This window comes from Micrococcus sp. iso_26 (assembly GCF_056172975.1).
Map to the genome: position 1 here is coordinate 1,989,307 of NZ_CM149652.1, position 24,321 is coordinate 2,013,627.

Genomic DNA, 24,321 nt, shown 5'->3' on the forward strand with positions numbered 1-24,321 from the left:
GGCAGGCCGGGCGCTCAGGCCTCCAGCCCGTGGCCGAGGGCGCGCAGCTCCCGGCGCGTCCGCCCCGCGCGCAGGAGCTCGAGCAGCTCCTCCCGGCCGGGCTTGAGCTCGTAGGCCAGCAGGGCGCGCGCCCGCTCGGGGTCGGTCTCCCCCTCGCCGTAGGACGGGCACCAGCGGGCGATCGGGCACGCCCCGCACGCCGGGCGGCGCGCGTGGCACACGCGGCGGCCGTGGAAGATCAGCCGGTGGGAGAGCATCGTCCAGTCCCGGCGCGGGAACAGGGCGCCCACGGCGTGCTCGACCTTCACCGGGTCGGTCTCGTCCGTGAACCCCAGGCGCCGGGCGAGCCGGCCGAAGTGCGTGTCCACGGTGATCCCGGGCTGGCCGAAGGCGTTGCCGAGCACCACGAACGCGGTCTTGCGGCCCACCCCGGGCAGCGCCACGAGGTCCTCGAGACGGGCGGGGACCTCGCCGTCGTGCCGGGCCACGAGCTCCTGGGACAGCCGCAGGATCGCGGAGGCCTTGTTCCGGTAGAACCCCGTGGAGCGCACGAGCTCCTGCAGCTCGGGCTCGGTGGCCGCCGCCATCGCGTGGGCGTCCGGGAAGCGGGCGAACAGCGCCGGCGTGGCCGCGTTGACGCGCACGTCGGTGGTCTGGGCGGACAGCACCGTGGCCACGAGCAGCTCGAACGGCGTCTCGAAGTCCAGCTCGGCGACGGCGTACGGGTACGTCTCGGCCAGGATCCGGTTGATCCGCCGTGCCCGGCGCACCAGGGCCAGCCGGGTCTCCCCGGTCGGCGTGTCCGTCGGCTCCGTCTCCATCCGCGCGTCCTCCCGCCTCGTGCGATCCGCTCAGGTCCGACCATCCTAGGTGTAAGAGGGCATGACGTTGTTGACTCGGGCCGGGGCCAACGAGGCCGGAGGGGCGTCCCCGCAGGAGGTATGAGGCCGATGGTAGTTGTAGTGGTTCACCCACACGGCCAGCGCCTCACGCCGAGCTGTCTCTGAGGTATACGGGCGGGCGTAGAGGACCTCATCGACCATCAGCCGGTTGTACCGCTCGACCTTCCCGTTATGGCGCGGGGTGTAGGGGCGGATCCGGTGGTGCCGGCCCCCGAGCGAGACCACCTTGGCGGTGAAGTCCACGGCCCGGTAGTTGTTCCCGTTGTCCGTGACCACCCGGTCCACGGTGATGCCGTGGGCGGCGAAGAACGCCCTCGCCCGGCAGAAGAACCCGATCGTGGTCACCGCCTTCTCATCCTCCAACGCTTCGGTGTACGCCAGGCGGGTGTACCCGTCGATCGCCGAGTGCAGGTAGGTGTACCCGACCCGCCGGCCGGCACCACGCTTGGAAGCACGGCCTGCTTCACTTTCACGTCCGTGGGTGCGCCAGCCGCCCCCGTCTGGGATCTTCCCGATCTTCTTCACATCCAGGTGCACCATGTGCCCCGGCCCTCTCGCGGTGATCTTCTGGGGTCGTTGGCGCAGGTCTTCCCCGGCCGGGGTCAGGTCCCGTAACCGGGAGAGCCCGGCCCGGTGCAGCCACCGTCCCACGGTACGAAGACACACCCGGTGGCCCTCGGAGACGAGGTGGTGATGGATCCGGCGGGCCGACCACTTCTCCCTGCGACGCAGGGTCTGGATCTGAGCCACCACCTCGGGATCGAGCTGGGCAGGTGAACGGTGCGGCCGGCTGGGCAGGTCCTGAAGGCCGGCTTCTCCCTGGGCGCGGTAGCGGGCCACCCAGGTGGCCACCGTGGGCCGGCTCACCCGGAACTCGGCGGCGACATGGGCTTGCGGGATGCCGTCGTGCAGGTGGCGGTGGACCATCCTGAGACGGCCGGTGGGAGTCAGGGGTGCATTAGCGTGAGTCATGAGTGGGTCTCTTTGCGCGGATGGGTGGTGTAGGAACTTCCATCCTGCGGGAGAGGCCCACTCGTCTCATCTCAGTCCGGCCCTCGTGCCAAGAACCTCATGACCCGCAACACCTAGGGAGCGGGGCGCATGCCGACGTCCGCACCGGGTCCGGCCCCCGCTTCCGGGCGCGATGCGACACACAGGACCCGAGGATTTGTGGCGACGGCGCCGCGCGCGGCATGCTGAGGCGGGAGACTAGTGTGGGACGCGTCACATCCGCGCCACGCACCGACCGCACCACCCCGAAAGGACCCCGTCGATGGACGAGCAGATCCCCACGTTCCCGCCCCCGGCCGAGTTCGCCGCCCAGGCGGTGGCCGGAGCCGACCTGTACGAGGAGGCCGCCGAGGACCGCCTGGCCTACTGGGCCCGCCGCGCCCGCGAGGTCCTGCACTGGGAGCAGGACTTCACCGACGTCCTGGACTGGTCCGACGCACCCTTCGCGAAGTGGTTCGTCGGCGGCACCACCAACGCCGCGTACAACGCCCTGGACCGCCACGTCGAGGCCGGCCACGGCGACCGCGTGGCCATCCACTTCGAGGGCGAGCCCGGCGACACCCGCACCTACACCTACGCCGACCTGGCCGCCGAGGTCCGGCGCGCCGCCAACGCGTTCGAGTCCCTCGGCGTGACCAAGGGCGACCGCGTGGCCGTCTACCTGCCGATGATCCCCGAGGCCGTCATCACGATGCTCGCGTGCGCGCGCATCGGCGCGGTCCACTCCGTGGTCTTCGGCGGCTTCTCCTCCGACGCCCTGCGCTCCCGCGTGGACGACGCCGAGGCCAAGCTCGTCGTCACGGCCGACGGCTCCTTCCGCCGCGGCAAGCCCTCCATGCTCAAGCCCGCCGTGGACCAGGCCCTCTCCGCGCCCGGCCACACGGCCGAGCACGTGCTCGTGGTCCGCCGCAACGAGGCCGAGGTCGAGATGACCGAGGGCCGCGACCTGTGGTGGCACGACGTCGTGGACGCCCAGTCCGACGAGCACGAGCTCGTGTGGCACGACGCCGAGCACCCGCTCTACATCCTGTACACCTCCGGCACCACCGGGAAGCCGAAGGGCATCCTGCACACCACCGGCGGCTACCTCGTGCAGGCCGCGGCCACCCATCACGACACCTTCGACCTGCACCCGGAGTCGGACGTCTTCTGGTGCACCGCCGACGTCGGCTGGGTCACCGGGCACTCCTACGTCGCCTATGCGCCGCTGGTCAACGGCGCCACCCAGGTGATCTACGAGGGCACCCCGGACTCCCCGCACCAGGGCCGCTGGTGGGAGATCGTGCAGAAGTACGGCGTGAGCATCCTCTACACGGCGCCGACGGCGATCCGCACGTTCATGAAGTGGGGCCGGCACATCCCGGACGAGTACGACCTCTCCAGCCTGCGCGTGCTCGGCTCCGTGGGCGAGGCCATCAACCCGGAGGCCTGGCGCTGGTACCACGAGGTCATCGGCGCCGGCCGCTGCCCCATCGTGGACACCTGGTGGCAGACCGAGACAGGCGCCCACATGCTCACCCCGCTGCCCGGCGTGACCACCCTCAAGCCCGGTTCCGCCCAGAGGCCGGTGCCCGGCGTCGTGCTGGAGGTCGTGGACGAGCTCGGCGAGCCCATGACGGACACGAGCGCGGGCTTCCTCGTGGTGCGCGAGCCGTGGCCGTCCATGCTGCGCGGCATCTGGGGCGACCGGGAGCGCTTCAAGGAGACCTACTGGTCCCGCTTCCCCGGCATGTACTTCGCCGGCGACGGCGCCCGCTACGACGAGGACGGCGACATCTGGCTGCTGGGCCGCGTGGACGACGTCATGAACGTCTCCGGCCACCGCCTGTCCACCACCGAGATCGAGTCCTCCCTCGTGGCGCACCCGTCCGTGGCCGAGTCCGCGGTGGTCGGCGCGAAGGATGAGACCACGGGCGAGGCGGTCGTGGCGTTCGTCCTGCTCACCGCGGTCGCCGTCGCGGCCGACCGCGACGTCGCCGAGGTCGAGGAGGAGCTGCGGCAGCACGTGGGCAAGGACATCGGACCCATCGCCAAGCCCAAGCGCGTGCTCGTGGTCCCCGAGCTGCCCAAGACGCGCTCCGGCAAGATCATGCGCCGTCTGCTCAAGGACGTGGCCGAGGGCCGCGACCCGGGCGACTCCACCACGCTGGCCGACCCCACGGTCATGCAGCGCATCGTGGAGACGCTCGCCCCGAAGGCCTGAGCCGGCACGACGACGCCGCCCCGGACCGCACGCTGCGTGCGGTCCGGGGCGGCGTCGTCGGTGGGCGGGCCCGGCTCAGGCGCGGGCGGCTGCGTCCCGGCGGACCAGCTCCACGGCCTCGTCGGGCGTGTAGCCGAGGCGCTCGAGCAGGGTGTCGAGACAGCGGCGCACCGCCTGGTGCGCGGCGTCCGCGCGGGCGTCGGCCGAGGCGGCCACGAACGTGCCCGCGCGCCCCCGGGTGCGGATGGTGCCGTGCGCCTCGAGCTCCTTGTAGGCCCGGGCCACGGTGCCCGGTGCCACGCCGAGCTCGGCGGCGAGCGCGCGCACGGGCGGCAGTCGGTCCCCGCGGGCGAGGGATCCGGAGGTGACGCCGGCCAGGACCGCGTCCACGATCTGCCGGTAGGGCGGGGTCGGCAGGCTCCCGTCCACCGCCACGACCGGCAGGGAGGTGGAGACCACGCCCGCGGCCCCGCCGGCGACCGGGGCTGCGGACGGGGCCGCCGCGGACGGACCGGTGGCCCTCATCGTCTCACCGGTGCTGCGCGTCGAGAAGGCCATCCTCGCGCTCCCACACGGCGGGGGCCAGGTCGTCCTCGATGGCGAGGTCGCCCGAGGAGTCGTCCGGGTGGCGGAGCAGGTGGATGGCGGAGACCGCGAGGCCGCCCCACACCAGGAGGATGGCCAGGGACATCATGACGATCGCTGCGGTGCTCATCGGTCAGAGCTCCTTCCGGGTGGTGGCCACGGGCACCACCGGCAGGGCGCCGGTGGGGACGGTGCCCTCGGGCACGGCGTTGTGCGGGATGAGGTCGCCGTGGATCTCGCTGTCCAGGTCCTCCGCGTAGAGGTTGGACTTGCGGGACCACGGGATCAGGGAGAGCAGGACGGCCAGGGCGACGGAGCCGAGCGCGATGCCCCAGCCGAAGACGCCGAGGAAGTCGCCCGGGTAGCCCTCATAGCCCTCCGCGATCACCTTCATGATCCAGGAGAGCCAGATGTAGGCGAGCACGATCGGCATGAGCACGCCGATCAGCAGCACGTACCCGCGGCCGACCTTGAAGGAGGAGACGGCGTTGAGGTGCGCCGTGATGCGGCGGGCCGAGCCCAGCGCACCGGTGACCAGGAGCACCGACAGGAGCGCCGCGCCCACGATGCCGAAGTTGTTGGCGAACGCGTCCATGGTGTCGAGCATCTGCAGGCCCGTGGTGGTGGAGAACAGGGCGAGGGAGACCACCCCGGACAGGCCGATCACGACGATCGTGGCCGTCCAGCGGCCCCAGCCGAGCTTGTCCTTCACGGCGGAGATGACGACCTCGAGGATCGAGATCAGCGAGGTGAAGCCGGCGACCACGAGCGAGCCGAAGAACAGCACGCCGATCAGAGCGCCGAGCGGGGCCTGCGAGATCAGGGTGGGGAAGGCGATGAACGCCAGGCCGATGCCGCTGCCGGCCACCTCGGACACGGACACGCCGGAGGCCTGCGCCATGAAGCCCAGGGCGGAGAACACGCCGATGCCGGCCAGGATCTCGAAGCCCGAGTTGGAGAAGCCGACGACCAGGCCGGAGCCGGTGAGGTTCGTGCGGCGGTTGAGGTAGGAGGCGTAGGTGATCATGATGCCGAAGCCGACGGACAGCGAGAAGAAGATCTGACCGTAGGCGGCGATCCAGACGCCCGGGTCCGCGAGCGCGGCCCAGTTCGGCGTGAACAGCGCGTCCAGGCCCTGGGCGGCGCCCGGCAGGGTGAGGGCGATGCCGACGAGGACCAGGAACATCACGATGAGCAGCGGGATGCCGACCATCGAGGCCAGGGCCACGCCCCGGCGCACGCCGAAGCCCATGATGAGCAGCGTGATCACCCAGACGGCGAGCATGGGCCAGAAGACGCCCGAGACGACGTCGAAGGACGGGGACGGGTCGTCGGCGACCCGCAGGTAGTCGCCCATGAGGAAGGTCTCCGGGTCGTCGCCCCACCGCTGGTCCACGGAGAACCAGGTGTACATGATCGCCCAGCCGATGATCGCAGCGTAGTAGATCCCGATGACGACGCAGATGAGCACCTGCCACCAGCCGACGGTCTCGGTCCACCGGGACAGGCGCCGGAACGCCAGCGGCGCGGAGCCGCGGAAGCGGTGGCCGATCGCGTAGTCGAAGAACAGGAGCGGGATGCCCGCGGTGAGCAGCGCGATCAGGTAGGGGATGACGAACGCGCCGCCGCCGTTCTCATAGGCGACGTAGGGGAAGCGCCAGATGTTGCCGAGGCCCACGGCGGAGCCGATGGCCGCCAGGATGAAGGCCCACCGGCCGGCGAACTCCTCCCGGGTGCGCTTCGGCGCCGTGGCGGGCGCGGAGACGGTGCTGGACATGCAGGACCTCCGAGGGTCGGGGAAACTCGAGTGTGACGGATGCCACAATAGTCGACGCGGGCCGTTGCCGGACAGTCCGGTCCGGAATGCGGGCGTCAGGCGCGTGGCGCGGCGCCGGCTCAGCCGCCCGGGACGCAGTCCCCCGAGGGGACCGTGGCCGTCATCCCCGGGGCCGCGGCGACGACGGGGGCGATGGTGTCCGCCGTCAGGGCGTAGCCGACGGCGTCCGAGCCCGGGGCCCGGGCGAACACCAGACCGGCCAGGTTCCCGGCGGCGTCCACCACCGGGCCGCCCGAGTAGCCGTGGCGGATGTCCGCCGCGAGGGTGTAGACGTCCACCATGCTCGCGGCACCGGTCAGGACGTCGCCGAGCGGCACCTCGCCGACGGCCTGCACGGTCGCGGGGGTGGAGGCGAACGGGCCGCCGTCGGGATAGCCCAGGACGGAGGCCGACGCGCCGCCCGTCAGCTCGGCGCCGACCGGCATGACGGGCAGGTTCGCGTCGTCGACCGCCAGGACGGCGAGGTCGTGCGCCGTGTCCAGGTGGACGATCCGCGCCGCGTGCACGCCGCGGGCGCGGTCCGTCACGGTGGGGGGCGTCCACGCCGAGGACCACGTGCGCGTTCGTGAGCACGCGGTCCGGGGCCACGGCCACGCCCGAGCCGCTCTGCACCTGGTTGCACTGCGCGGCCGTCCCGGTCAGCCGGACGACGGCGGCCGACGCCGAGGAGGCGGCGGGAGTCGAGGGGGCGGCCGTCGACGTCGACGAGGCGGGGGCGGTCGTCGTGGCCGACGGCGCGGCGGACGTCGGGGGCGGGGCGGACGTCGCGGTGTCGGACGGGGAGGAGGCGGCCGAGGGCAGACCCGGCGTCGCGGCCGGGGCCGGGGCGGCGCGGACGCCGTCGTCGGACTCCGGGACGGGGGCGGGCAGCTCGAGCTCCGGCAGCACGTCCAGGTCGGCGACGGCGGAGCGCGAGCGGGCGGCCCAGGCCAGGAGCGAGTCGGGCATCACGGTGTCCAGCGCCGTGATCACCTGCGAGCGGTTCACCTCACGGGTGACCGCGGTGGAGCCGGAGGCCGCGATGGAGAACGCCACGAGCCAGAGGACGAGGGCGCCCGCGAGACCGGCGGCGAGCGCGCCGAGCAGGCGGTCGACGAGTCGCAGGGCCGGCAGGTTCACGCGCAGCCGGATCGCCTCGCCGATGGCGGCGCCCACGTACTGGCCCGCCGCCACGAGCAGGACGAGGGTGGCGATCAGCGCGGCCCACCGCCACTGCGGCGCGGTGACGAACTCCGCCACCTCCGGCAGGGCGTAGAACGCGATCGCGGCACCGCCGACCAGGCCGACGAGGTTGCCCAGCACCACCCACAGGCCGCGACGGTGGCCCTGGACCAGGAGCATCGCGAGCGCGACGATGAGCAGGACGTCCAGCCACGTCAGACCCAGCGGCATGGGCGACCTCCTTCGGATGCGACGGCACCGGCCACGCACGGGGACCGCCCGCGCGCCCGGTGGAGGATCCAGGGTATCGGCCCGCACGGGGGTATGGGGCACAATGGACGCCAGTGAACCGGGCGGCTCCTCCGCCGCGGTGTGAGGAACTGGCCACAGAGAGGACACGCACACATGGATCTCGAGGTTCTGCGGAAGGCTCCGCTGTTCACCAACCTGGACGACGAGGTGTTCGCCATCCTCACCTCGGAGCTGACCGAGGTGGAGCTCTCCCGCGGCGCGTCCGCGTTCCACGAGGGCGACCAGGGCGATCAGCTGTACGTGATCATGTCCGGCAAGATCAAGCTCGGCCGCACCGCTTCGGACGGCCGCGAGAACCTCGTGGCCGTGCTCGGCCCCGGCGAGATCTTCGGCGAGATGGCCCTGTTCAACCCCGCCCCGCGCAACGCCACCGCCACCGCGGTGTCCGCCACGCGCCTGGCCGGTCTGCGCCATGAGAACCTGCGCCGCGCCATCGCCTCGTCGCCGGATGTGTCGGTCCAGCTGCTCCAGGCCCTGGCCCAGCGCCTGTCCAAGACCAACGAGTCCCTGGCGGACCTGGTGTTCTCGGACGTGCCGGGCCGCGTGGCCAAGGCGCTCCTGGACCTCGCGGACCGCTTCGGCCGGCCGGCCGCGGACGGCCTGCTGGTGGCGCACGACCTCACGCAGGAGGAGCTCGCCCAGCTGGTGGGCGCGTCCCGCGAGACCGTGAACAAGGCCCTGGCCGAGTTCGTCCAGCGCGGCTGGATCCGCCTGGAGAACCGCGCCGTGGTCATCCTGGACCTGCAGCGTCTGCGTCAGCGTTCGCGCTGACGCCCCCCGCCCTGCCGTGGAGCGGGCCACCCCGGTCAGTCCCGGGTGGCCCGCTCCACGCGCATCCGGGGGGTGCCGTCGTCGCCGGCCTCGGTGACCAGATGGTATTCCGGCACGGGACCACGCCGGACACAGGGCGTGACGGAGAGCAGGAAGGCGGCGGCCGTCCGGTGCGCCGCGACCCGACGCACGATCACCTGCGTCAGCGGGGTCGCCACCTGGTCGAAGGGTGCCGTGCCCTCCGCCCCGGCGGGTCCGGGCAGCCGCAGTGGGCCGGCGAGCGCGCGACGCGCGGGCACCCACGCCTGAAGTTCGGGACCGGGTTCCTCGGATGCCGGCGCGGACTGCAGCGGTGGGGTCATCGTGGCGAACACGGCCGTGTCGAAGCGTCGGTGGACGTGGGGCGCGGATCGCCAGCGCATGACGGGGCGCAGCAGGTCGGCGCGCACCCCGAGGCCACGCGCGGCCAGCAGATGGGGCAGACTCTCCGAGCCCTCCTCGAGGGAGCTGCGGCCCCCGCCCCAGGTCTCGATGCGCGCCGTGGACACGACGTCCGTGTCGGAGCGACCGGCGAGGAGCACTCCGGCCTCGTCGTGGAGCTCACGGACGGCGGCCACCACGTGCTGCCGCGCACGCCGCCGGTCCGTGGTCCCGAACGTGCGGGCCCACTGGGAGGGCTCGGGCCCGTACCACGGGCAGGAGTCGGCGTCGGACTCGATGAGCGCGCCGCCGGGCAGACCCACGCGGCCGAGCGGGGTGCGTCCCGCGCGGTGACGGAGGAAGACCTCCGGGCCGTCGTCGCCGTCCCGCACGAGCACGACGGACGACCCGGGCCGGGCGGGGCGGACCTGGCGGAAGCGCCGGTCCAGCCACTGGCGGGTGAGGTCCTCCTCCTGCCCCGGGACCGGCAGCAGCAGGCCGGCCGGGTCAGCGGACACGGACGGTGATCTCCACCTCGACGGGAGCGTCCATGGGCAGCACGGCCACGCCGACGGCGGAGCGCGCGTGGCGGCCGGCCTCGCCGAAGATCTCGGCCAGCACGTCCGAGGCGCCGTTCACCACGCCGGGCTGACCGGTGAACGCGGGGTCGGAGGCCACGAAGCCGACGACCTTGACGACCTGGGCGACCCGGTCCAGGTCGCCCACCAGCTCGTGCACCGCGGCCACCGCGTTCACGGCGCATGCCCGCGCGAGCTCCTGGGCGCGTTCGGGGGTGACCTCCGCGCCCACCTTGCCGGTGGCGGGCAGGGCGCCGGCCACGAAGGGGAGCTGGCCGGAGGTCAGCACGAGGTCGCCGTCCCGCAGCGCCGGGACGTAGGAGCCGACCGGCGCCGCGACGGCGGGTCGGTCGATGCCGAGCTCCGCGAGGCGGGCCGCGACGGCGCCGTCGCCCCAGGTGGGGGCCGAGGACTGCTCCGTCACGTTCACGCCGCCTTCGGACGCTTGAGGTAGGCCACGGGGTTGTTCCCCTCGGGGCCCGGGATCACCGTGACGAGCTCCCAGCCGTCCTCGCCCCACTGGTCGAGGATCTGCTTGGTCGCGTGGATGAGGAGGGGGATCGTGGCGTACTCCCACTGCGTCTGCTGAGTCATGGGACCCACCCTAGCCACCGGTGCGGACCCCGGAAGAGGTCCCAGGCGCCCGCGCTACACTCGCGCCCATGGCCTCCCGCACGACCCGCTTCCCCGCGCCCTCGAGCGCCCCCGGCCGCCTCCTCGCCTTCGTGGGCCTCTCGGCGCTGGCCGGCCTGCTCGTGGCGGCCCTCCTGCTGCCCGTCGCGGGCCTGGCCGGTGTCGCCGCCGCGTCGGGTCGGGAGATGCTGGACGAGCTGCCGGACGAGCTGCCCACGGAGCCGGTCTCCGTGCCGTCGCGCATCCTCTCGGAGGACGGTGAGGAGATCGCCGTCTTCTACGAGGAGAACCGCACCCCGGTCCCACTGGACGAGATCTCAAAGCACATGCAGCACGCGATCGTGGCCATCGAGGACGAGCGCTTCTACGATCACGACGGCGTGGACGCGCGCGGCCTCATCCGCGCGACCGTGAACAACGCCACCTCCGACTCCACGCAGGGCGCCTCCACCCTCACCCAGCAGTTCGTGAACAACATGCTGGTGAACGTGCAGCAGATCCGCGGCGACTCCCGCCTCACCCTCTCCGGCTCCAAGAACATCGCGGACAAGGTCAAGGAGATCAAGCTCGCCGTCGCCGTCGAGAAGCAGATGTCGAAGGACGAGATCCTCGAGGGCTACCTCAACATCGTGCTGTTCTCCGGCCGCGCCTACGGCGTCGAGGCCGCCTCGCAGTACGTGTTCGGCAAGTCCGCCGCCGACCTGGAGAGCTGGGAGGCCGCCACGCTGGCCGGCATGGTCCAGTCCCCCACCCGGTTCAACCCGGCCCGCAATCCGGAGGAGGCCACGGAGCGGCGCAACCTCGTGCTGAACGCGATGAAGGACAACGGCTACCTCTCCCAGGAGGAGTACGACCACGCCGTCGCCCAGCCGATGGAGGTGGTGATGGAGTCCCGCCCCTCGGGCTGCCTCTACGCCAAGTTCGGCGCCTACTTCTGCGACTACGTGGAGCGGCAGATCCTCGCCGACCCCACGTTCGGCCCGGACGTCCAGTCCCGCCAGGCCCTGCTGGACCGCGGCGGACTCACCATCCGCACGACGATCGACTCGACGCTCCAGAAGGAGACCGAGAAGAACCTGCGCGCCTCCGTGCCCAACAACGAGTCGCTGGGCGCCGGCCACGCGCTCACCTCGGTGGAGGCCGGCACCGGCAACATCCGCACCATGGCCCAGAACACCGAGTACGCCATCCAGGACGAACTCGGCCACACCTCGCTGAACTTCAATGTGGACAAGCAGTGGGGCGGCGGCCAGGGCTTCCAGGCCGGCTCCACGCTCAAGCCCTTCGTGGCCCTGACGTGGCTGCGCAACGGCAACCGCCTGGTCGACTCCGTGGACGCCTCCCGGAACGTCTACCCCACGGGCACGCGCTTCGCGGCCTCGTGCCGCCCGGGCGGCTACACCACGATCGGCGGCACCTGGCAGTTCAAGAACGTGATCCCCGACATGCTGCGGCAGGTGCGCGTGGACGAGGGCCTCTTCTGGTCCGTGAACACCCCGACCGTCGCCACCGCGTACCAGCTGGACCTGTGCGACATCACGAGCCTCACCACCCAGCTGGGCATCACCCGCGCCCTGGACAGCTCCCCGCTGCAGCCGGACGACCCGTCCTTCCTGCTCGGCAAGGACTCGGTGGCACCGCTGTCCCTGGCCGGCGCGTACGCCGCCATCGCCGCGAACGGCCTGTACTGCGAGCCGCGCGCCATCCTGGAGGTCACGGACACCGCCGGCAACCAGTACGACGTCGCCGACCCGCAGTGCGATCAGGTCATCGACCCGGACCACGTCCGGGAGCTGATGCCGGTCCTGCGCCACATCGGCGGCTTCAACATCGCCGAGGAGGGCGCCGGCTACGAGTTCGGCGGCAAGACGGGCACGAACGACAACGTGTCCTCCACGTGGTTCGTCGGATTCACCAGCAAGCTGGCCACCGCCGTGTGGACCGGCCGCTACAACAACCTGAAGTCCATGACGGGCGAGACCGTCAACGGCGAGGTCCGCAACCCGTTCTACTCGACCTCCATCAACGGCCCGTCCTGGCTCGAGTACAACCAGTTGGCCAAGGAGAAGTTCCCGCCGGGTGAACTGCCCGAGTGGGACGGCCCGCAGTCGGAGGACCCGGGCGAGGCCGGCGAGCACCCGGACGGACGCCAGTTCACCATCGACGACCTGGACCGGGGCGGGCCGCAGCCCCAGGCGGTCCCGGGCTTCTGACCGCGATGCGCCCCGCCGCCTCCCCCGCCCGGCGCATGTTCCGCGCCGCAGCGCCTGCCGCCGCCGGGCTGGCCGCGACGGCGGGCCTCGGCCTGGCCTGGGGCCTCGCCGAGGCCGAGGCCCGGACGGTGCGCACGCACCGACTGGCCGTGCTGCCGGCCGGGTCGGCGCCGCTGCGGGTGCTGCACCTCTCGGACATCCACCTGCTGCCCCGGCACCGGGCCAAGCGGGCGTGGCTGCGCGGATTGGATGCACTCGAGCCGGACCTCGTGGTCAACACGGGTGACAACGTGTCCGCCGCGGCGTCGGTGCCGCTCGTGCTCGACGCTCTCGGGCCGCTGCTGGCGCGGCCCGGCGTGTTCGTGCCCGGCTCCAACGACTACTACGCGCCCAAGGCGGCCAACCCCCTCCGGTACTTCGCGGGCCCCTCGCGCATGGACGCGGACCGGCCCCGGCTTCCCTCCGACGTCCTGTTCGGCGCGTTCCGCGCCGCCGGCTGGGCCGACCTGACGAACCGGGGCGCCGCTCTGGCCGTGCCGACCCGCGCCGGGACCACGCTCGAGGTCCTCGCCGCCGGCACCGACGACCCGCACCTCGGTCTGGACGCCTGGGCCGGCTTCCCCGGCTCCGCGCCCGACGACGGCGCCGGGCGGCCCGGCGACGACGGGCGGTTCCGGCTGGGCGTCACCCACGCCCCGTACCGCCGCGTGCTGGACGCCATGACCGCCGACGGCGCCGACCTGCTGCTCGCCGGCCACACCCACGGCGGGCAGGTGTGCGTGCCGTTCCTCGGCGCGCTCGTCACCAACTGCGACCTGCCCCGCCGACAGGCCTCCGGGGTCTCGACGTGGACGGCCGCGGGGCGGACCGTCCCCCTCGAGGTGTCGGCCGGCCTGGGGACCGCGCCGTCCGCGCCCGTGCGGTTCGCGTGCCGGCCCGAGGCCGTGGTGCTGGACCTGGTCCCGCGGGGCTGAGCCGCCTGTCCCGTCCGCGGCCGCGGGTACAGTGGAGCCCCGTGACCCGCGCCACCTCTCCCGCCGCCTCGTCCCTGCGTGACGCCCTGGGCGGGATCGCACCGTACCTCGAGGGCGTGCGGGCGCGCTGGGTGCTCGGGCTCGCCTCGGCCACGGCGGCGGGCCTCGTGGCCCTGGCCATCCCGCAGGTCATCCACCTGCTCGTGGACACCGTGTTCACGCAGACTGTGCTCGCCGGGCCCTCCTCCCCCGACTCCCGCGCGGACGTGTGGCGGGCCGCCGGCCTGCTCACCGTGCTCGGCCTCGCCGAGGCCGCGTTCATCGGCCTGCGCCGGTACTTCATCCTCCCGCCGGCCGCCGGGGTGGAGAACCGGGCGCGCATCGCCCTGTTCGAACGGCTCCAGCGCCTGCCGGTGGCGTTCCACGACGCGTGGCCCTCGGGGCAGCTGCTTTCCCGGGCCCAGGGCGACCTCTCGCTGCTGCGGCGGTGGATCGCGTTCGGCTCGGTCATGCTCGTGGTGGACGTGGTGACCATCGCCGTCGGCCTCGTCCTGCTGTTCCTGCTGTCCTGGCAGCTGGCCCTGCTCTACCTCGCCGCGGCCGTGCCGATCATGTGGGCGTCGTTCGGGTTCCGCAACGACTTCCGCGCCGCGTCCCGGCTCTCCCAGGACCAGGCCGGGGACCTCGCCACGTCCGTCGAGGAGTCGGTGCACGGCATCCGCGTCCTCAAGGCGTTCGGCCGCGGCGCGCACGCCCTCGACGGCTTCCGCGGGCGCGCCCGCACGCTGCAGGGCACCGAGGTGCACAAGGCCTCGGTGCTGGCCCGGTTCATCGCGCTCATCGTGGCCCTGCCGGAGACGGTGCTGGGCCTGGGCCTCGCCCTGGGCCTGTGGCTCGTGGCGACCGGGGAGCTGACGGTGGGCGCGCTCGCCGCCTACTTCGCCACCGCGGCCGTGCTGGCCGGGCCGGTCGAGTCGGTGGGCCAGCTGATGGGCATGACGCTCTCGGCCCGCACGGCGATCGACCGCCACGTGGACGTCCTCGCCACGCCCGTGGACATCGCCTCGCCCACCGGGGAGGCCGCCGTCGTGCCCCCGGCCACCGGCGCGCTCGCGTTCCGCGGGGTGCGCTTCCGCTGGCCGGACGCGGACCCGGGGCGCGGGGAGCGCGACCTGCTCGACGGCGTCGACCTCGAGCTGGTGCCCGGCGAGACGATGGCCCTGGTCGGCGCGACCGGCGCCGGCAAGTCGACGCTGCTGCAGCTGGTCCCCCGGCTGCTCGACGTCACGGCGGGCTCCGTCTGCGTGGACGGGATGGACGTGCGCCGGATGCCGCTCGAGGAGCTGCGCCGGCGGGTGTCCGTGGCATTCGAGGACGCCACGCTGTTCTCCGCGACCATCCGGCAGAACGTGCTGCTCGGCGCCCCGGCGGACGTGCTCGCGGACGGCCTCCACTCCCCCGCGGCGGACGCCCTGCTCGACCTCGCGCTCGAGACCGCGCAGGCGGGCTTCGTGGCGGACCTGGCGGACGGCGTCGAGACCGAGATCGGCGAGGAGGGCCTCAGCCTCTCCGGCGGACAGCGCCAGCGGATCGCCCTCGCCCGCGCGATCGCGGCACGCCCGGACGTGCTCGTGCTGGACGACCCCCTCTCCGCCCTCGACGTGCGCACCGAGGAGGCCGTGACCGCGCGCCTGCGCGAGGTCCTCGACGGGACGACCACCCTGATCATGGCGCACCGTCCCTCCACCGTGGCCCTCGCGGACCGGGTCGCGGTGCTGGCGGACGGGCGGATCGAGGACGTGGGGACGCACCCCGAACTGCTGGCCCGCAGCGCCGTGTACCGGCACATCATCTCGAGCCGACCGGAGGAGCAGGCATGAGCGCCGCCGACGTGAGCCGCGTGCGCGGCGTGGGGGCCGAAGAGGACCTCGACTACACCCGCGCGGAGCGCCGCCACATCCGGCGCCGATCCTTCCGCCTGCTCGGCGAGCTCGCGCGGCCGGTCCGGGGGACGCTGCTGCTCACCGTGGTCTTCGTGCTCGTGTCCAACGCGGCGCGGGCGGCCGGGCCGCTGATCATCGCCTGGGCGATCGACGCGGAGCTGCCGCGCGTCGTCGAGGCCGTGCGGGCCGGCGAATCCGTCTGGCCCATCCTCGTCCCCGTGGGCGGGGCGTACGTGGCGGCGGCCCTCATCTCCGGCGGCCTCCTGGGGGCGTACACGTGGCTCACCGCGCGGGCGAGCCAGGCCATGCTGCTGAGCCTGCGGCTGCGCGTGTTCCGGCACACGCAGCGGCTGAGCCTCGGCTTCCACGAGCGGTACACGTCCGGGCGGGTGATCTCGCGGCAGACCTCGGACCTGGAGGCGCTGCGGGAGCTGCTGGACCAGGGCGTGTCCTCGCTCGTGTCCGGGCTGATGTTCATGTCGTTCACCGCGGCGTCCATCCTGCTGCTGGACCCGCCGTCGTTCCTCGTGCTGCTGGGCGCGGCCGTGCCGGTGGCGATCGTGACGCGCTGGTACCAGGTGCGGTCCGAGGAGGCGTACCGGCGGTCACGGGTGTCCTCGGCGCGGTCGATCGTGCACTTCGTGGAGACCATGACCGGCATCCGCGCGGTCCAGGCCTTCCGGCGGGAACGGGACAACGACGCGCGGTACCGCGACTTGGCCACGGCCTACCGGGACGACATGGTGGCCACGCTCAACCTGTTCGGCATCCTGCAGCCGGTGCTCGTGGCGACGGGCAACCTGACGGTGGCGGCGCTGCTCGTGACCGGGGGCCTGCGCGTCCTCGACGGCGACCTCGAGGTGGGGGTGCTCGTGGCGCTCCTGCTGGCCGGACGGCGCGTGTTCCAGCCCATGGAGATGGTGGCGATGTTCTACTCGTCGCTGCAGTCCGCGACGGCGGCGCTCGAGAAGGTCTCCGGCCTGCTCGAGGAGGAGCCCACCGTGGTGGAGGCCGCCGAGCCCACGCCGCTGCCCGGGGCCGACGCTCCGGGGACGGGCGTGGCGTCCGGGCGGGTGGAGTTCCGGGACGCGGTGTTCAGCTACGGACCGGACCGGGTGGTGCTGCCGGAGTTCGACCTCGTGATCCCGGCCGGGCAGACCGTGGCCGTGGTGGGCCAGACGGGTGCGGGCAAGTCGACGCTGGCCAAGCTCATCGCCCGGTTCTACGACGTCTCTGCCGGCTCGCTGACGCTGGACGGGGTGGAGCTGCGCGAGCTCAGCCAGGCGGATCTGCGGCGCAACGTGGTGATGGTGACCCAGGAGGCGTTCCTGTTCTCCGGGTCGATCGCGGAGAACATCGCCCTCGGCCGGCCCGACGCCACCGAGGCCGAGATCCAGGCGGCCGCCCGGGCGGTGGGGGCGCACGACTTCATCCTGGGGCTGCCCGAGGGCTACGCGACCGACGTCGCCAAGCGCGGCGGGCGGCTGAGCGCGGGACAGCGGCAGCTCGTGTCGTTCGCGCGGGCGTTCCTCGCGGACCCCGCCGTGCTGATCCTGGACGAGGCGACGTCGTCGCTGGACCTGCCGAGCGAGCGACTCGTGCAGGCCGGGCTGGAGCGGCTGTTGGGGAACCGGACGGCACTGATCATCGCCCACCGGCTCAGCACCGTCGAGACCGCCGACCGGGTGCTCGTGATGCACGACGGCCGGATTGTCGAGGACGGCAGCCCCGCCGAGCTGGTGGCGGCCGACGGGCGGTTCGCGGCGCTGCACCGGGCCTGGGAGGACTCGCTCGCCTGACGGGTGGCGCGCCCGACGCGCTTTCGAACGTGGCAGAGGGCCTACCCCACGTTCGAAAGTCCGGGTCAGGCGTCGAAGGGGCGGCCCGTCAGGCGCTCGTACGCCTCCACGTAGCGGTCGCGGGTCTTGGCCACGACGTCGGCGGGCAGCGCCGGCGGGGCCTCCCCGCTGGTCTTGTCCCAACCGGAGTCGGGGCCCGTGAGCCAGTCGCGGACGAACTGCTTGTCGAAGCTCGCCTGGGGGCGGCCGGGCTCGTAGTCCTCGGCGTCCCAGAACCGGGAGGAGTCCGGGGTGAGGACCTCGTCGCCCAGCACCACCTGGCCGGTGGCAGGGTCCACACCGAACTCGACCTTCGTGTCCGCCAGGATGATGCCGGCCTCGCGGGCGATCGCCTCGGCGCGGGCGTACAGGTCCAGGGTGAGGAACCGCAGGCGCTCGGCGGCCTCGGTGCCCACGCGCTCGACCATCTGCTCGAACGTGATGTTCTCGTCGTGCTCGCCGACCTCGGCCTTCGCGGACGGCGTGAAGATCGGCGGGTCGACCCGCGAGCCGTCCACGAGCCCGGCGGGCAGCGGCAGGCCGGCCACCGTGCCCGACGCGCGGTACTCGGCCAGGCCGGAGCCGGTCAGGTAGCCGCGGGCGATGCACTCCACGGGGAACATGTCCAGGCGCTTGACGATCATCGCCCGCCCGGCCACGGCCGCGGGCACGTCCGTGCTCACCACGTGGTGCTCGACCGGCTCGGCGTGGGCCCCGTTGTAGCCCTCGGCCAGCTTCTCGAACCACCACAGGGTCAACCGGGTGAGGATGGCGCCCTTGTCCGGGATCGGCGGCTCCAGCACGTGGTCGTAGGCGCTGATCCGGTCGGAGGCCACCACGAGCAGCGTCGCGGACCGCCCCGGCTCGGCGTCAGCGGGCTCGTACAGGTCCCGCACCTTGCCCGAGTAGACGTGCCGCCAGCCCGGCAGCTCGAGGGCCTCGGCCCCCGTGAACCCCACGCGCTCCCCGCTCACTTCGCTCCCTCCGTCCCCGGCACGGTGATCTCGCCGCGCTCGGCCTTGAGTCCGATGTCCGTGCGCCACTGGGCGCCGTCGAACCGGATGCGCTCGACGCCCGCGTAGGCGCGCTCGCGCGCTTGGGCCAGGTCCGCCCCGCGCCCGACGACGGCCAGCACCCGGCCGCCCGCCGTCACCACGTCCTCACCGGACACCGCGGTGCCCGCGTGGATCACGTGCACGCCCTCGAGGCCGGCCGCGTCGGCCAGCCCGGTGATCACGTCGCCCTTCGAGGAGGAGGCCGGGTAGCCGGCCGAGGCCATGACCACGTCCACGGCGACGTCGTCGCTCCACTCGAGTCGACGGTCCGCGCCGAGCCGGCCGGCCGCGGCGTCGGCGAGCAGCCCGCCCAGGGGCGTCTCGAGGCGGGCGAGCACGGCCTGGGTCTCGGGGTCGCCGAAGCGCACGTTGAACTCGATGACCTCCACGCCCTCGGCGGTCACGGCCAGGCCGCAGAACAGCACGCCCGTGAACGGGGTGCCGCGGCGGGCCATCTCGGCGAGCACGGGGCGGGCCACGCGGTCCATGACCTCGTCCGTGAAGCCCTCGGGCAGCCACGGCAGCGGCGTGTACGCGCCCATGCCGCCGGTGTTGGGGCCGGCGTCGCCGTCGTGGATGCGCTTGAAGTCCTGGGCGGGGGTGAGGGCGACGGCGGCCTCGCCGTCGCAGATCACGAAGAGGGAGACCTCGGGGCCGTCCAGGAAGTCCTCGATCACCACGGTGCCGCCGGCGGCGAAGCAGGCCTCGGCGTGGGCGAGGGCCTCGGCGCGGTCGGAGGTGACCACGACGCCCTTGCCCGCGGCCAGACCGTCGTCCTTGACGACGTGCGGGGCGCCGAACTCGTCGAGGGCGGCGGCGGCCTCCGCGGCGGTGGTGCACACGCGGGAGCCGGCGGTGGGCACGCCCGCGGCGGCCATGACCTCCTTGGCGAAGGCCTTGGACGCCTCGAGCTGCGCGGCGGCCTGCGAGGGGCCGAACACGGCGAACCCGGCCTCGCGCAGGGCGTCGGAGACGCCGGCGGCCAGCGGGGCCTCGGGTCCGACGACGACGAGGTCGGCCCCCAGCTCGCGCGCGAGCTCCACGACGGCGGCCGGGTTGGTGGCCTCGACGGCGTGGAGGGTGGCGAGGTCGGCCATGCCGGCGTTGCCGGGCGCCGCGTGGAGGGCGCTGACCTGCGGATCACGGGAGAGGGCGGTGAGCAGCGCGTGTTCGCGGCCGCCGTTGCCGAGCACAAGGGTCTTCACGAGCCTCAAGCCTACGCGGTGGCCCTGGCCCGGCCCGGCCCGTGGCCCCTACGGTGGAGCGCATGACGATGCCTCCCCTCCACCACGGTCAGCCCGGCGACGACGGCGACCCCCGTGACCCCCGCCACCGGCCCGGCGCGGGGCTGGGACCCGGGCTGCGCTCGGCCTGGACGTTCGTCGGCGTGATGTTCACGTGCGCCCTGATCGTCTTCTGGACGCTGCGGGGGCTCGGCGTCCAGCGCGGCGACCTCAGCCTGCCCGCCGCGCTCGGCGTGCTGGCGCTGGCCGCCGTCGCCGCGGCGGTGATCACCCGGTACGTGCGGCGCCGCTGAGCAGGGCTGGGCCCTCCAGGGCCGGCCGCCCCGGCCTGTCCGTCAGCGGATGATGCGCCGTCGCCGGGCCTCGTCGACGGCGCGCGTGCGGTTGTCCACCCCGAGCTTCTGGAAGATGTGCACCAGGTGCGTCTTCACGGTGGCCTCGGAGATGAACAGCTCCTTCGCGGCCACCTTGTTCGTGGCGCCCCGCGCGATCAGCTCGAGCAGCTGGATCTCCCGCTCGGACAGCACCTCGGAGCCGCCGGACATGCGCCCCATCAGCGTGGCCGCGACCTGCGGGGCCAGCGCCTTGCGCCCCGCCGCCGCCTGCCGCACCGCCGAGGCGATCTCCTCGCTCGGGGCGTCCTTGAGCAGGTAGCCGGCAGCGCCCGCGTTCACGGCCGCGAGGATGTCCGCCTCCGTGTCGAAGGTCGTCAGGATCAGCACCTGCACCCCCGGCCACCGCTCCCGCACCGCGCGGGTGGCGGTCACGCCGTCCATCCCCGCGCCCATCTGCAGGTCCATCAGCACGACGTCCACCGCGGGCTCGCCCGCCTCCAGGACGCCGATCGCCTCCGCCCCGTCGGCGGCCTCGGCCACCACGGTCAGGTCCGGGTGCGCCTCGACGACGGCCCGCACCCCCGCCCGGACCACGGGGTGGTCGTCCACCAGCATCACGCGCACGCTCATGCGGTCTCCTCGCTCTCGGTCTGCTCGGGATCAGCGCTCCGGCCGGCCCCGGCGGCGACCAGCGGCACCCGCAGCGCCACCACGGTGCCCTCGCCGGGGGCCGACTCGACGGTGGCCTCGCCGCCCACCGCCGCGAGGCGCTCGCGCACGCTCGCCAGTCCCACGCCGGTCCCCACCCCCAGGTCGGCACCGGCGGCTCCGGCCCGGGCGCGGGCCGCGACGACGGCCGGGTCGAACCCCGCGCCGTCGTCGGCCACGTCCACCGTCAGCTCGTCGCCGAGGTAGCCCAGCGTGACGCGGGCGCGATGGGCGCCCGCGTGGGCGCCGACGTTCGCCAGGGAGGCCTGCACGGCTCGCAGCACGGCGGTCTCCACGGCCTCGGCGACCGCGACCGGCTCGCCCACGACCTCGACGTCCGCGGCCACGGGTGTCCCGGCGGCGGCCTGCCGGTCGGCGAACCCGGTGACCGCTCGTTCGAGCGCCTCGATGAGGGACGGCGCCCCGGTGCCGCGCAGGTCGCGGACGAAGCGGCGGGACTCGGCGAGGTTCTCGGCGGCCGTGGCGCGCACGGTCTCCATGCGCTGCCGGGCGAGGGCGGGGTCGGCGGCGTCGAGCGCGTCCTGGGCCGCGCGCGAGACCAGCACGATCGAGGCCAGCCCCTGGGTGAGGGTGTCGTGGATCTCGCGGGCGAGCCGCTCCCGCTCGGCGCTCACCCCCGCCCGGTGCTCGGTGCGCGCGAGCTCGGCCTGCGCGGCGCGCAGCTGCTCGGCCACGGCACGCTGGCGCTCGGACTCGGCGTGCAGGGCGCGGTACGCCCCGGAGAGCACCACGGCCACGGCGGCGCCCACCAGCGGACCGATCACGGCCGGCACCCGCACGCCACCGGCGCCCGCCGCCATCCCGGCCACCACGACGACGGCCATCGCCACCACCAGCGCGGGCCCGACCACGTGGCGCACCCACGCCTGCCGGGCCACCCGGTCGACCACGTGCAGGACGACGAAGAAGAGGGGGAAGGCGACCCACGCGAAGTCGCCGTGGTGGGCCACGAGCAGGCCCCACAGCAGCAGCACCAGGGCCAGCCAGGCGACCGCCGGACCGCGGCCGACGTCGTCGCCCCGGGCCCACCGGCGCCGCTCCAGCACGGTCCCGGCCAGGTAGACGCCCGCCAGCGCGGCGGTCAGCAGCACCAGGGTGGTGGCCGGGAACGGACCGGAGGACGCCTCCGGGGACCGGTCCGCGAGCGCGCGCGCCAGCCCCACGGTGAGCAGCGCGGCGAACGTGACGTGCAGGGCCACGCGCAGGCCGGCGAGCACGGCAGTGGTGCCGGTCTCGGTGGGCGCGGCGGCGCGGGGTGCGACGGACATGGCTCCACCCTAGGGCGCACCCCGGACGCGACGACGGCCCGCGGCCCCGGGGCCGCGCCGCCCCGGGGCCGCGCCGCCCCGTCGCCGGAATCAACCATTCGGTTGACCGGGTCCAGCCGCCGCGGGCGATGTGGCGACCCCTGCCCGCGCGAGACCGTGGAGGCAACCTCAGGACAGACCTCTCCAGGAAAGGACGCGCCCCGTGTTCCTCGCACTCCGCGACCTCCGCTTCGCCACCGGACGGTTCGCCCTCATGGGCTCCGTGGTGGCCCTCATCAGCCTGCTGCTCGTCATGCTCTCCGGCCTCACGGCCGGCCTGGGCGGGCAGAACACCGCCGCGATCGACCGCCTCGGCGAGCAGGGCGTGCAGCGTCTGGTCTTCGGCGGCGCGGCGGGCCAGGAGCCCACCGCGTCGTTCACCCAGTCCGAGTTCACCGTGGCCCAGCGCGACGCGTGGGCGGCCACGGACGGCGTGGCCTCCGTCGAGCCGCTCGGTGTGAGCCAGGGCCGGGCCATCGGCCTCGAGCACCCCGTGGACACGGACCCGCAGGGCCGCGCGGACGTGTCCGGCGAGCCCACCACCGGCGTGGCCACCACCGCGTTCATCGGTCTCACCCCGGGCGGCTCCGACGCGCCGGCCGGCGTCGAGCCCGGGCAGATCGTGCTCAGCCAGGACGTGGCCGACTCCCTCCACGCGCAGGAGGGTGACGCCGTCGCGGTCTCCGGCTTCGTCTACACCGTGGCCGACGTCGTGCCGACCGAGTACTACTCCCACTCCCCCGTGACGTGGCTGGCGCTCGAGGACTGGAACGCCATCTCGCACACCGCCGACGACGCGGTGCTCGGCACCGCCGGCCTGGTGCGCTTCGACGCCGGCGCCGACGTCGACGCCGTGGCCGCCGCCGGTGACGACGCCGCGGGCACCGTCGCCGAGACCGTGAAGGGCTCCTACGCCGCCCTGCCCAGCTACCGGTCCGAGAACGGCTCCCTGATGACCATGCAGGGCTTCCTGTACGGCATCTCGGCGCTCGTGGTGATCGCGTTCCTGTCCATCTGGACGGTGCAGCGCACCCGCGACATCGCGGTGCTCAAGGCCCTCGGCGGCTCGAACGGCTGGGTGCTGAAGGACTCGCTCGCGCAGGCCGCGTTCGTGCTCGTCGGGGGCGTGGCCGTGGGCACCGGGCTGGCCGCCGTGGTCGGCGCGTTCGCGGGGCGGGCCGTCCCGTTCGAGCTCTCGTGGGCCACCACCGCGGTGCCCGCCGCCGGGGTCCTCGTGCTCGGCATGCTCGCCGCCGTCGTCGCGGTCTACCGCGTCACCCGGATCGACCCGCTGGTCGCCCTCGGCGGCAACTGACCGCCCCGACGACGGCGCCGCCCGGCGCCGTCGTCCCCCTCGGCTCCGCCTCGCCCCCGCCTGGAGAAAGGACCTCCCCATGACCACCCTCACCGCCCCGCAGGCCGACCTCGACGCCCTCCGCACCCCGGCCGCCGCGGCCGCCCACCGCGTCGCCGGCGAGCGCCCCGCCGCCGCGGCCGACGCCACCCCCGCGCTGTCCGTGCGCGACCTCGTGCTGGAGTACCCGGACGGCGAGCGCGGCGTGCTGCGCGCCCTGGACGAGGTGAGCCTGGACCTGCTCCCCGGCACGTTCACCGCGATGGTCGGCCCGTCCGGCTCGGGCAAGTCCTCCCTGCTGGCGGTGGCCGCGGGCCTGGTGACGCCCACCTCCGGCTGCGTGTCCGTGGCCGGCCGCGAGATGGCCGGGCTGTCCCGGAAGGAGCGCACCGCGCTGCGCGGCCAGGAGATCGGCATGATCTTCCAGCAGCCCAACCTCATCCCGTCCCTCACGGCGGCCGAGCAGCTGGAGCTGACCGTGCACCTGGACCGTGACGCCACCCGCGCCGACCGCAGGGCCGCCAAGGCGCGGGCCCTGGAGCTGCTCGAGCGTGTGGACCTGGCCGACCAGGCCGGCAAGCGCCCGCACCAGCTCTCGGGCGGTCAGCGGCAGCGCGTGAACATCGTGCGCGCGCTGATGGCCTCGCCGACGCTGCTGCTCGTGGACGAGCCCACCTCCGCGCTGGACCGCGAGCGCTCGGCCGCCGTCGTGGACCTGCTGGGCACGCTGACCCGCGAGGAGCAGGTGGCGACGCTCATGGTCACGCACGACCACGAGTTCCTCTCCGCCACGGACCGCACCCTGACCATGGTGGACGGGCGGCTCTCCGCGGAGTGAGCCGGTGATGCCGCCGGACCTGACCCGGCCCACCGGCCCCGGACGCCCGGCGCGTCTGGGGCCCTCGCTACCCTGGAC

General features: G+C 73.8%; 22 protein-coding genes and 1 pseudogene. 9 read left to right on the plus strand and 14 right to left on the minus strand.

The annotated features are described in order from the left end of the window. Positions 1–14: 14 nt before the first annotated feature. Positions 15–821 carry an endonuclease III gene (gene nth / locus AC0VX0_RS09245; RefSeq protein ID WP_135019571.1) on the minus strand — a complete coding sequence of 269 codons (807 nt, stop codon included), beginning with the start codon at positions 819–821 and terminating at the stop codon, positions 15–17. A 45-nt stretch (positions 822–866) separates the two neighbouring features. Then, positions 867–1,874, minus strand: coding sequence for an IS481 family transposase (locus tag AC0VX0_RS09250; protein ID WP_357013657.1), 1,008 nt, complete (start codon positions 1,872–1,874; stop codon positions 867–869). A 301-nt stretch (positions 1,875–2,175) separates the two neighbouring features. Between AC0VX0_RS09250 and acs the strand changes: the two genes are divergently transcribed. Beyond that, positions 2,176–4,116 (plus strand): acetate--CoA ligase, encoded by a 1,941-nt coding sequence (acs, locus tag AC0VX0_RS09255; protein ID WP_044658877.1) that lies wholly within the window; start codon positions 2,176–2,178, stop codon positions 4,114–4,116. A gap of 75 nt (positions 4,117–4,191) precedes the next feature. Here acs and AC0VX0_RS09260 read toward each other — a convergent pair whose 3' ends face one another. The 5 genes and pseudogenes from AC0VX0_RS09260 to AC0VX0_RS09280 form a co-directional block, all read right to left on the minus strand. Beyond that, a complete protein-coding gene (locus tag AC0VX0_RS09260; protein WP_044658875.1) occupies positions 4,192–4,674 on the minus strand; it encodes a GntR family transcriptional regulator in 483 nt (160 codons plus the stop codon). Further along, positions 4,646–4,831: a methionine/alanine import family NSS transporter small subunit gene (locus tag AC0VX0_RS09265; protein ID WP_044658874.1), complete on the minus strand. Its 186-nt coding sequence runs from the start codon at positions 4,829–4,831 to the stop codon at positions 4,646–4,648. Before AC0VX0_RS09265 ends, AC0VX0_RS09260 begins: the two co-directional genes overlap by 29 nt. Positions 4,832–4,834: 3 nt before the next feature. Beyond that, complete coding sequence (locus AC0VX0_RS09270) at positions 4,835–6,478, minus strand: sodium-dependent transporter (protein WP_119217834.1); 1,644 nt, start codon at positions 6,476–6,478, stop codon at positions 4,835–4,837. A 119-nt stretch (positions 6,479–6,597) separates the two neighbouring features. Further along, on the minus strand, positions 6,598–7,065 hold the full coding sequence (locus AC0VX0_RS09275) for a trypsin-like peptidase domain-containing protein (protein WP_475452045.1): 468 nt from the start codon (positions 7,063–7,065) through the stop codon (positions 6,598–6,600). Between the two features lie 478 nt (positions 7,066–7,543). Further along, a pseudogene (locus AC0VX0_RS09280) lies at positions 7,544–7,930 on the minus strand (CvpA family protein); the annotation flags it as partial. A gap of 174 nt (positions 7,931–8,104) precedes the next feature. On the opposite strand from AC0VX0_RS09280, the gene AC0VX0_RS09285 reads away from it, so the two are divergent. Then, positions 8,105–8,782, plus strand: coding sequence for a Crp/Fnr family transcriptional regulator (locus tag AC0VX0_RS09285; protein WP_002854021.1), 678 nt, complete (start codon positions 8,105–8,107; stop codon positions 8,780–8,782). 35 nt (positions 8,783–8,817) lie between these two features. On the opposite strand, the gene AC0VX0_RS09290 is transcribed toward AC0VX0_RS09285, so the two are convergent. Genes AC0VX0_RS09290 through AC0VX0_RS09300 form a run of 3 tightly spaced genes read right to left on the minus strand, consistent with a single transcriptional unit; the run spans position 8,818 to position 10,374 of the window. Then, positions 8,818–9,720 (minus strand): NUDIX hydrolase, encoded by a 903-nt coding sequence (locus tag AC0VX0_RS09290; protein ID WP_044658871.1) that lies wholly within the window; start codon positions 9,718–9,720, stop codon positions 8,818–8,820. Further along, complete coding sequence (locus tag AC0VX0_RS09295) at positions 9,710–10,210, minus strand: RidA family protein (RefSeq protein WP_020628330.1); 501 nt, start codon at positions 10,208–10,210, stop codon at positions 9,710–9,712. Before AC0VX0_RS09295 ends, AC0VX0_RS09290 begins: the two co-directional genes overlap by 11 nt. Then, positions 10,207–10,374: a DUF4177 domain-containing protein gene (locus AC0VX0_RS09300; RefSeq protein ID WP_010080276.1), complete on the minus strand. Its 168-nt coding sequence runs from the start codon at positions 10,372–10,374 to the stop codon at positions 10,207–10,209. Before AC0VX0_RS09300 ends, AC0VX0_RS09295 begins: the two co-directional genes overlap by 4 nt. Before the next feature lie 68 nt (positions 10,375–10,442). Here AC0VX0_RS09300 and AC0VX0_RS09305 point away from each other — a divergent pair, with 68 nt between their 5' ends. From AC0VX0_RS09305 to AC0VX0_RS09320, 4 genes are read left to right on the plus strand one after another with little or no spacing between them, the layout of a single operon-like run. Then, on the plus strand, positions 10,443–12,626 hold the full coding sequence (locus AC0VX0_RS09305; RefSeq protein ID WP_036314273.1) for a transglycosylase domain-containing protein: 2,184 nt from the start codon (positions 10,443–10,445) through the stop codon (positions 12,624–12,626). A 5-nt stretch (positions 12,627–12,631) separates the two neighbouring features. Then, a complete protein-coding gene (locus AC0VX0_RS09310; RefSeq protein ID WP_036314271.1) occupies positions 12,632–13,600 on the plus strand; it encodes a metallophosphoesterase in 969 nt (322 codons plus the stop codon). A gap of 41 nt (positions 13,601–13,641) precedes the next feature. Beyond that, complete coding sequence (locus AC0VX0_RS09315) at positions 13,642–15,480, plus strand: ABC transporter ATP-binding protein (protein ID WP_101966072.1); 1,839 nt, start codon at positions 13,642–13,644, stop codon at positions 15,478–15,480. After that, entirely contained in the window at positions 15,477–17,342 is a 1,866-nt protein-coding gene (locus AC0VX0_RS09320) for an ABC transporter ATP-binding protein (RefSeq protein ID WP_101966071.1), read from the plus strand. Before AC0VX0_RS09315 ends, AC0VX0_RS09320 begins: the two co-directional genes overlap by 4 nt. Positions 17,343–17,407: 65 nt before the next feature. Here the strand turns inward: AC0VX0_RS09320 and AC0VX0_RS09325 are convergent, their stop codons facing one another. Beyond that, positions 17,408–18,355 carry a phosphoribosylaminoimidazolesuccinocarboxamide synthase gene (locus AC0VX0_RS09325; protein ID WP_044658867.1) on the minus strand — a complete coding sequence of 316 codons (948 nt, stop codon included), beginning with the start codon at positions 18,353–18,355 and terminating at the stop codon, positions 17,408–17,410. Next, positions 18,352–19,641: a phosphoribosylamine--glycine ligase gene (gene purD, locus AC0VX0_RS09330; protein ID WP_044658866.1), complete on the minus strand. Its 1,290-nt coding sequence runs from the start codon at positions 19,639–19,641 to the stop codon at positions 18,352–18,354. The genes AC0VX0_RS09325 and purD overlap by 4 nt, the downstream gene beginning before the upstream one ends. Positions 19,642–19,703: 62 nt before the next feature. Between purD and AC0VX0_RS09335 the strand changes: the two genes are divergently transcribed. Next, entirely contained in the window at positions 19,704–19,973 is a 270-nt protein-coding gene (locus tag AC0VX0_RS09335; RefSeq protein ID WP_020624424.1) for a hypothetical protein, read from the plus strand. A 42-nt stretch (positions 19,974–20,015) separates the two neighbouring features. On the opposite strand, the gene AC0VX0_RS09340 is transcribed toward AC0VX0_RS09335, so the two are convergent. Together AC0VX0_RS09340 and AC0VX0_RS09345 are read right to left on the minus strand one after the other, a co-directional pair. Then, entirely contained in the window at positions 20,016–20,645 is a 630-nt protein-coding gene (locus AC0VX0_RS09340; protein ID WP_060973807.1) for a response regulator, read from the minus strand. Continuing rightward, a complete protein-coding gene (locus AC0VX0_RS09345) occupies positions 20,642–22,012 on the minus strand; it encodes a sensor histidine kinase (RefSeq protein WP_119217828.1) in 1,371 nt (456 codons plus the stop codon). Before AC0VX0_RS09345 ends, AC0VX0_RS09340 begins: the two co-directional genes overlap by 4 nt. A gap of 202 nt (positions 22,013–22,214) precedes the next feature. On the opposite strand from AC0VX0_RS09345, the gene AC0VX0_RS09350 reads away from it, so the two are divergent. Beyond that, entirely contained in the window at positions 22,215–23,366 is a 1,152-nt protein-coding gene (locus AC0VX0_RS09350; protein ID WP_049146829.1) for an ABC transporter permease, read from the plus strand. A 79-nt stretch (positions 23,367–23,445) separates the two neighbouring features. Continuing rightward, positions 23,446–24,243, plus strand: a complete 798-nt coding sequence (locus AC0VX0_RS09355; RefSeq protein WP_041103971.1) for an ABC transporter ATP-binding protein — start codon at positions 23,446–23,448, stop codon at positions 24,241–24,243. Positions 24,244–24,321: the final 78 nt, after the last annotated feature.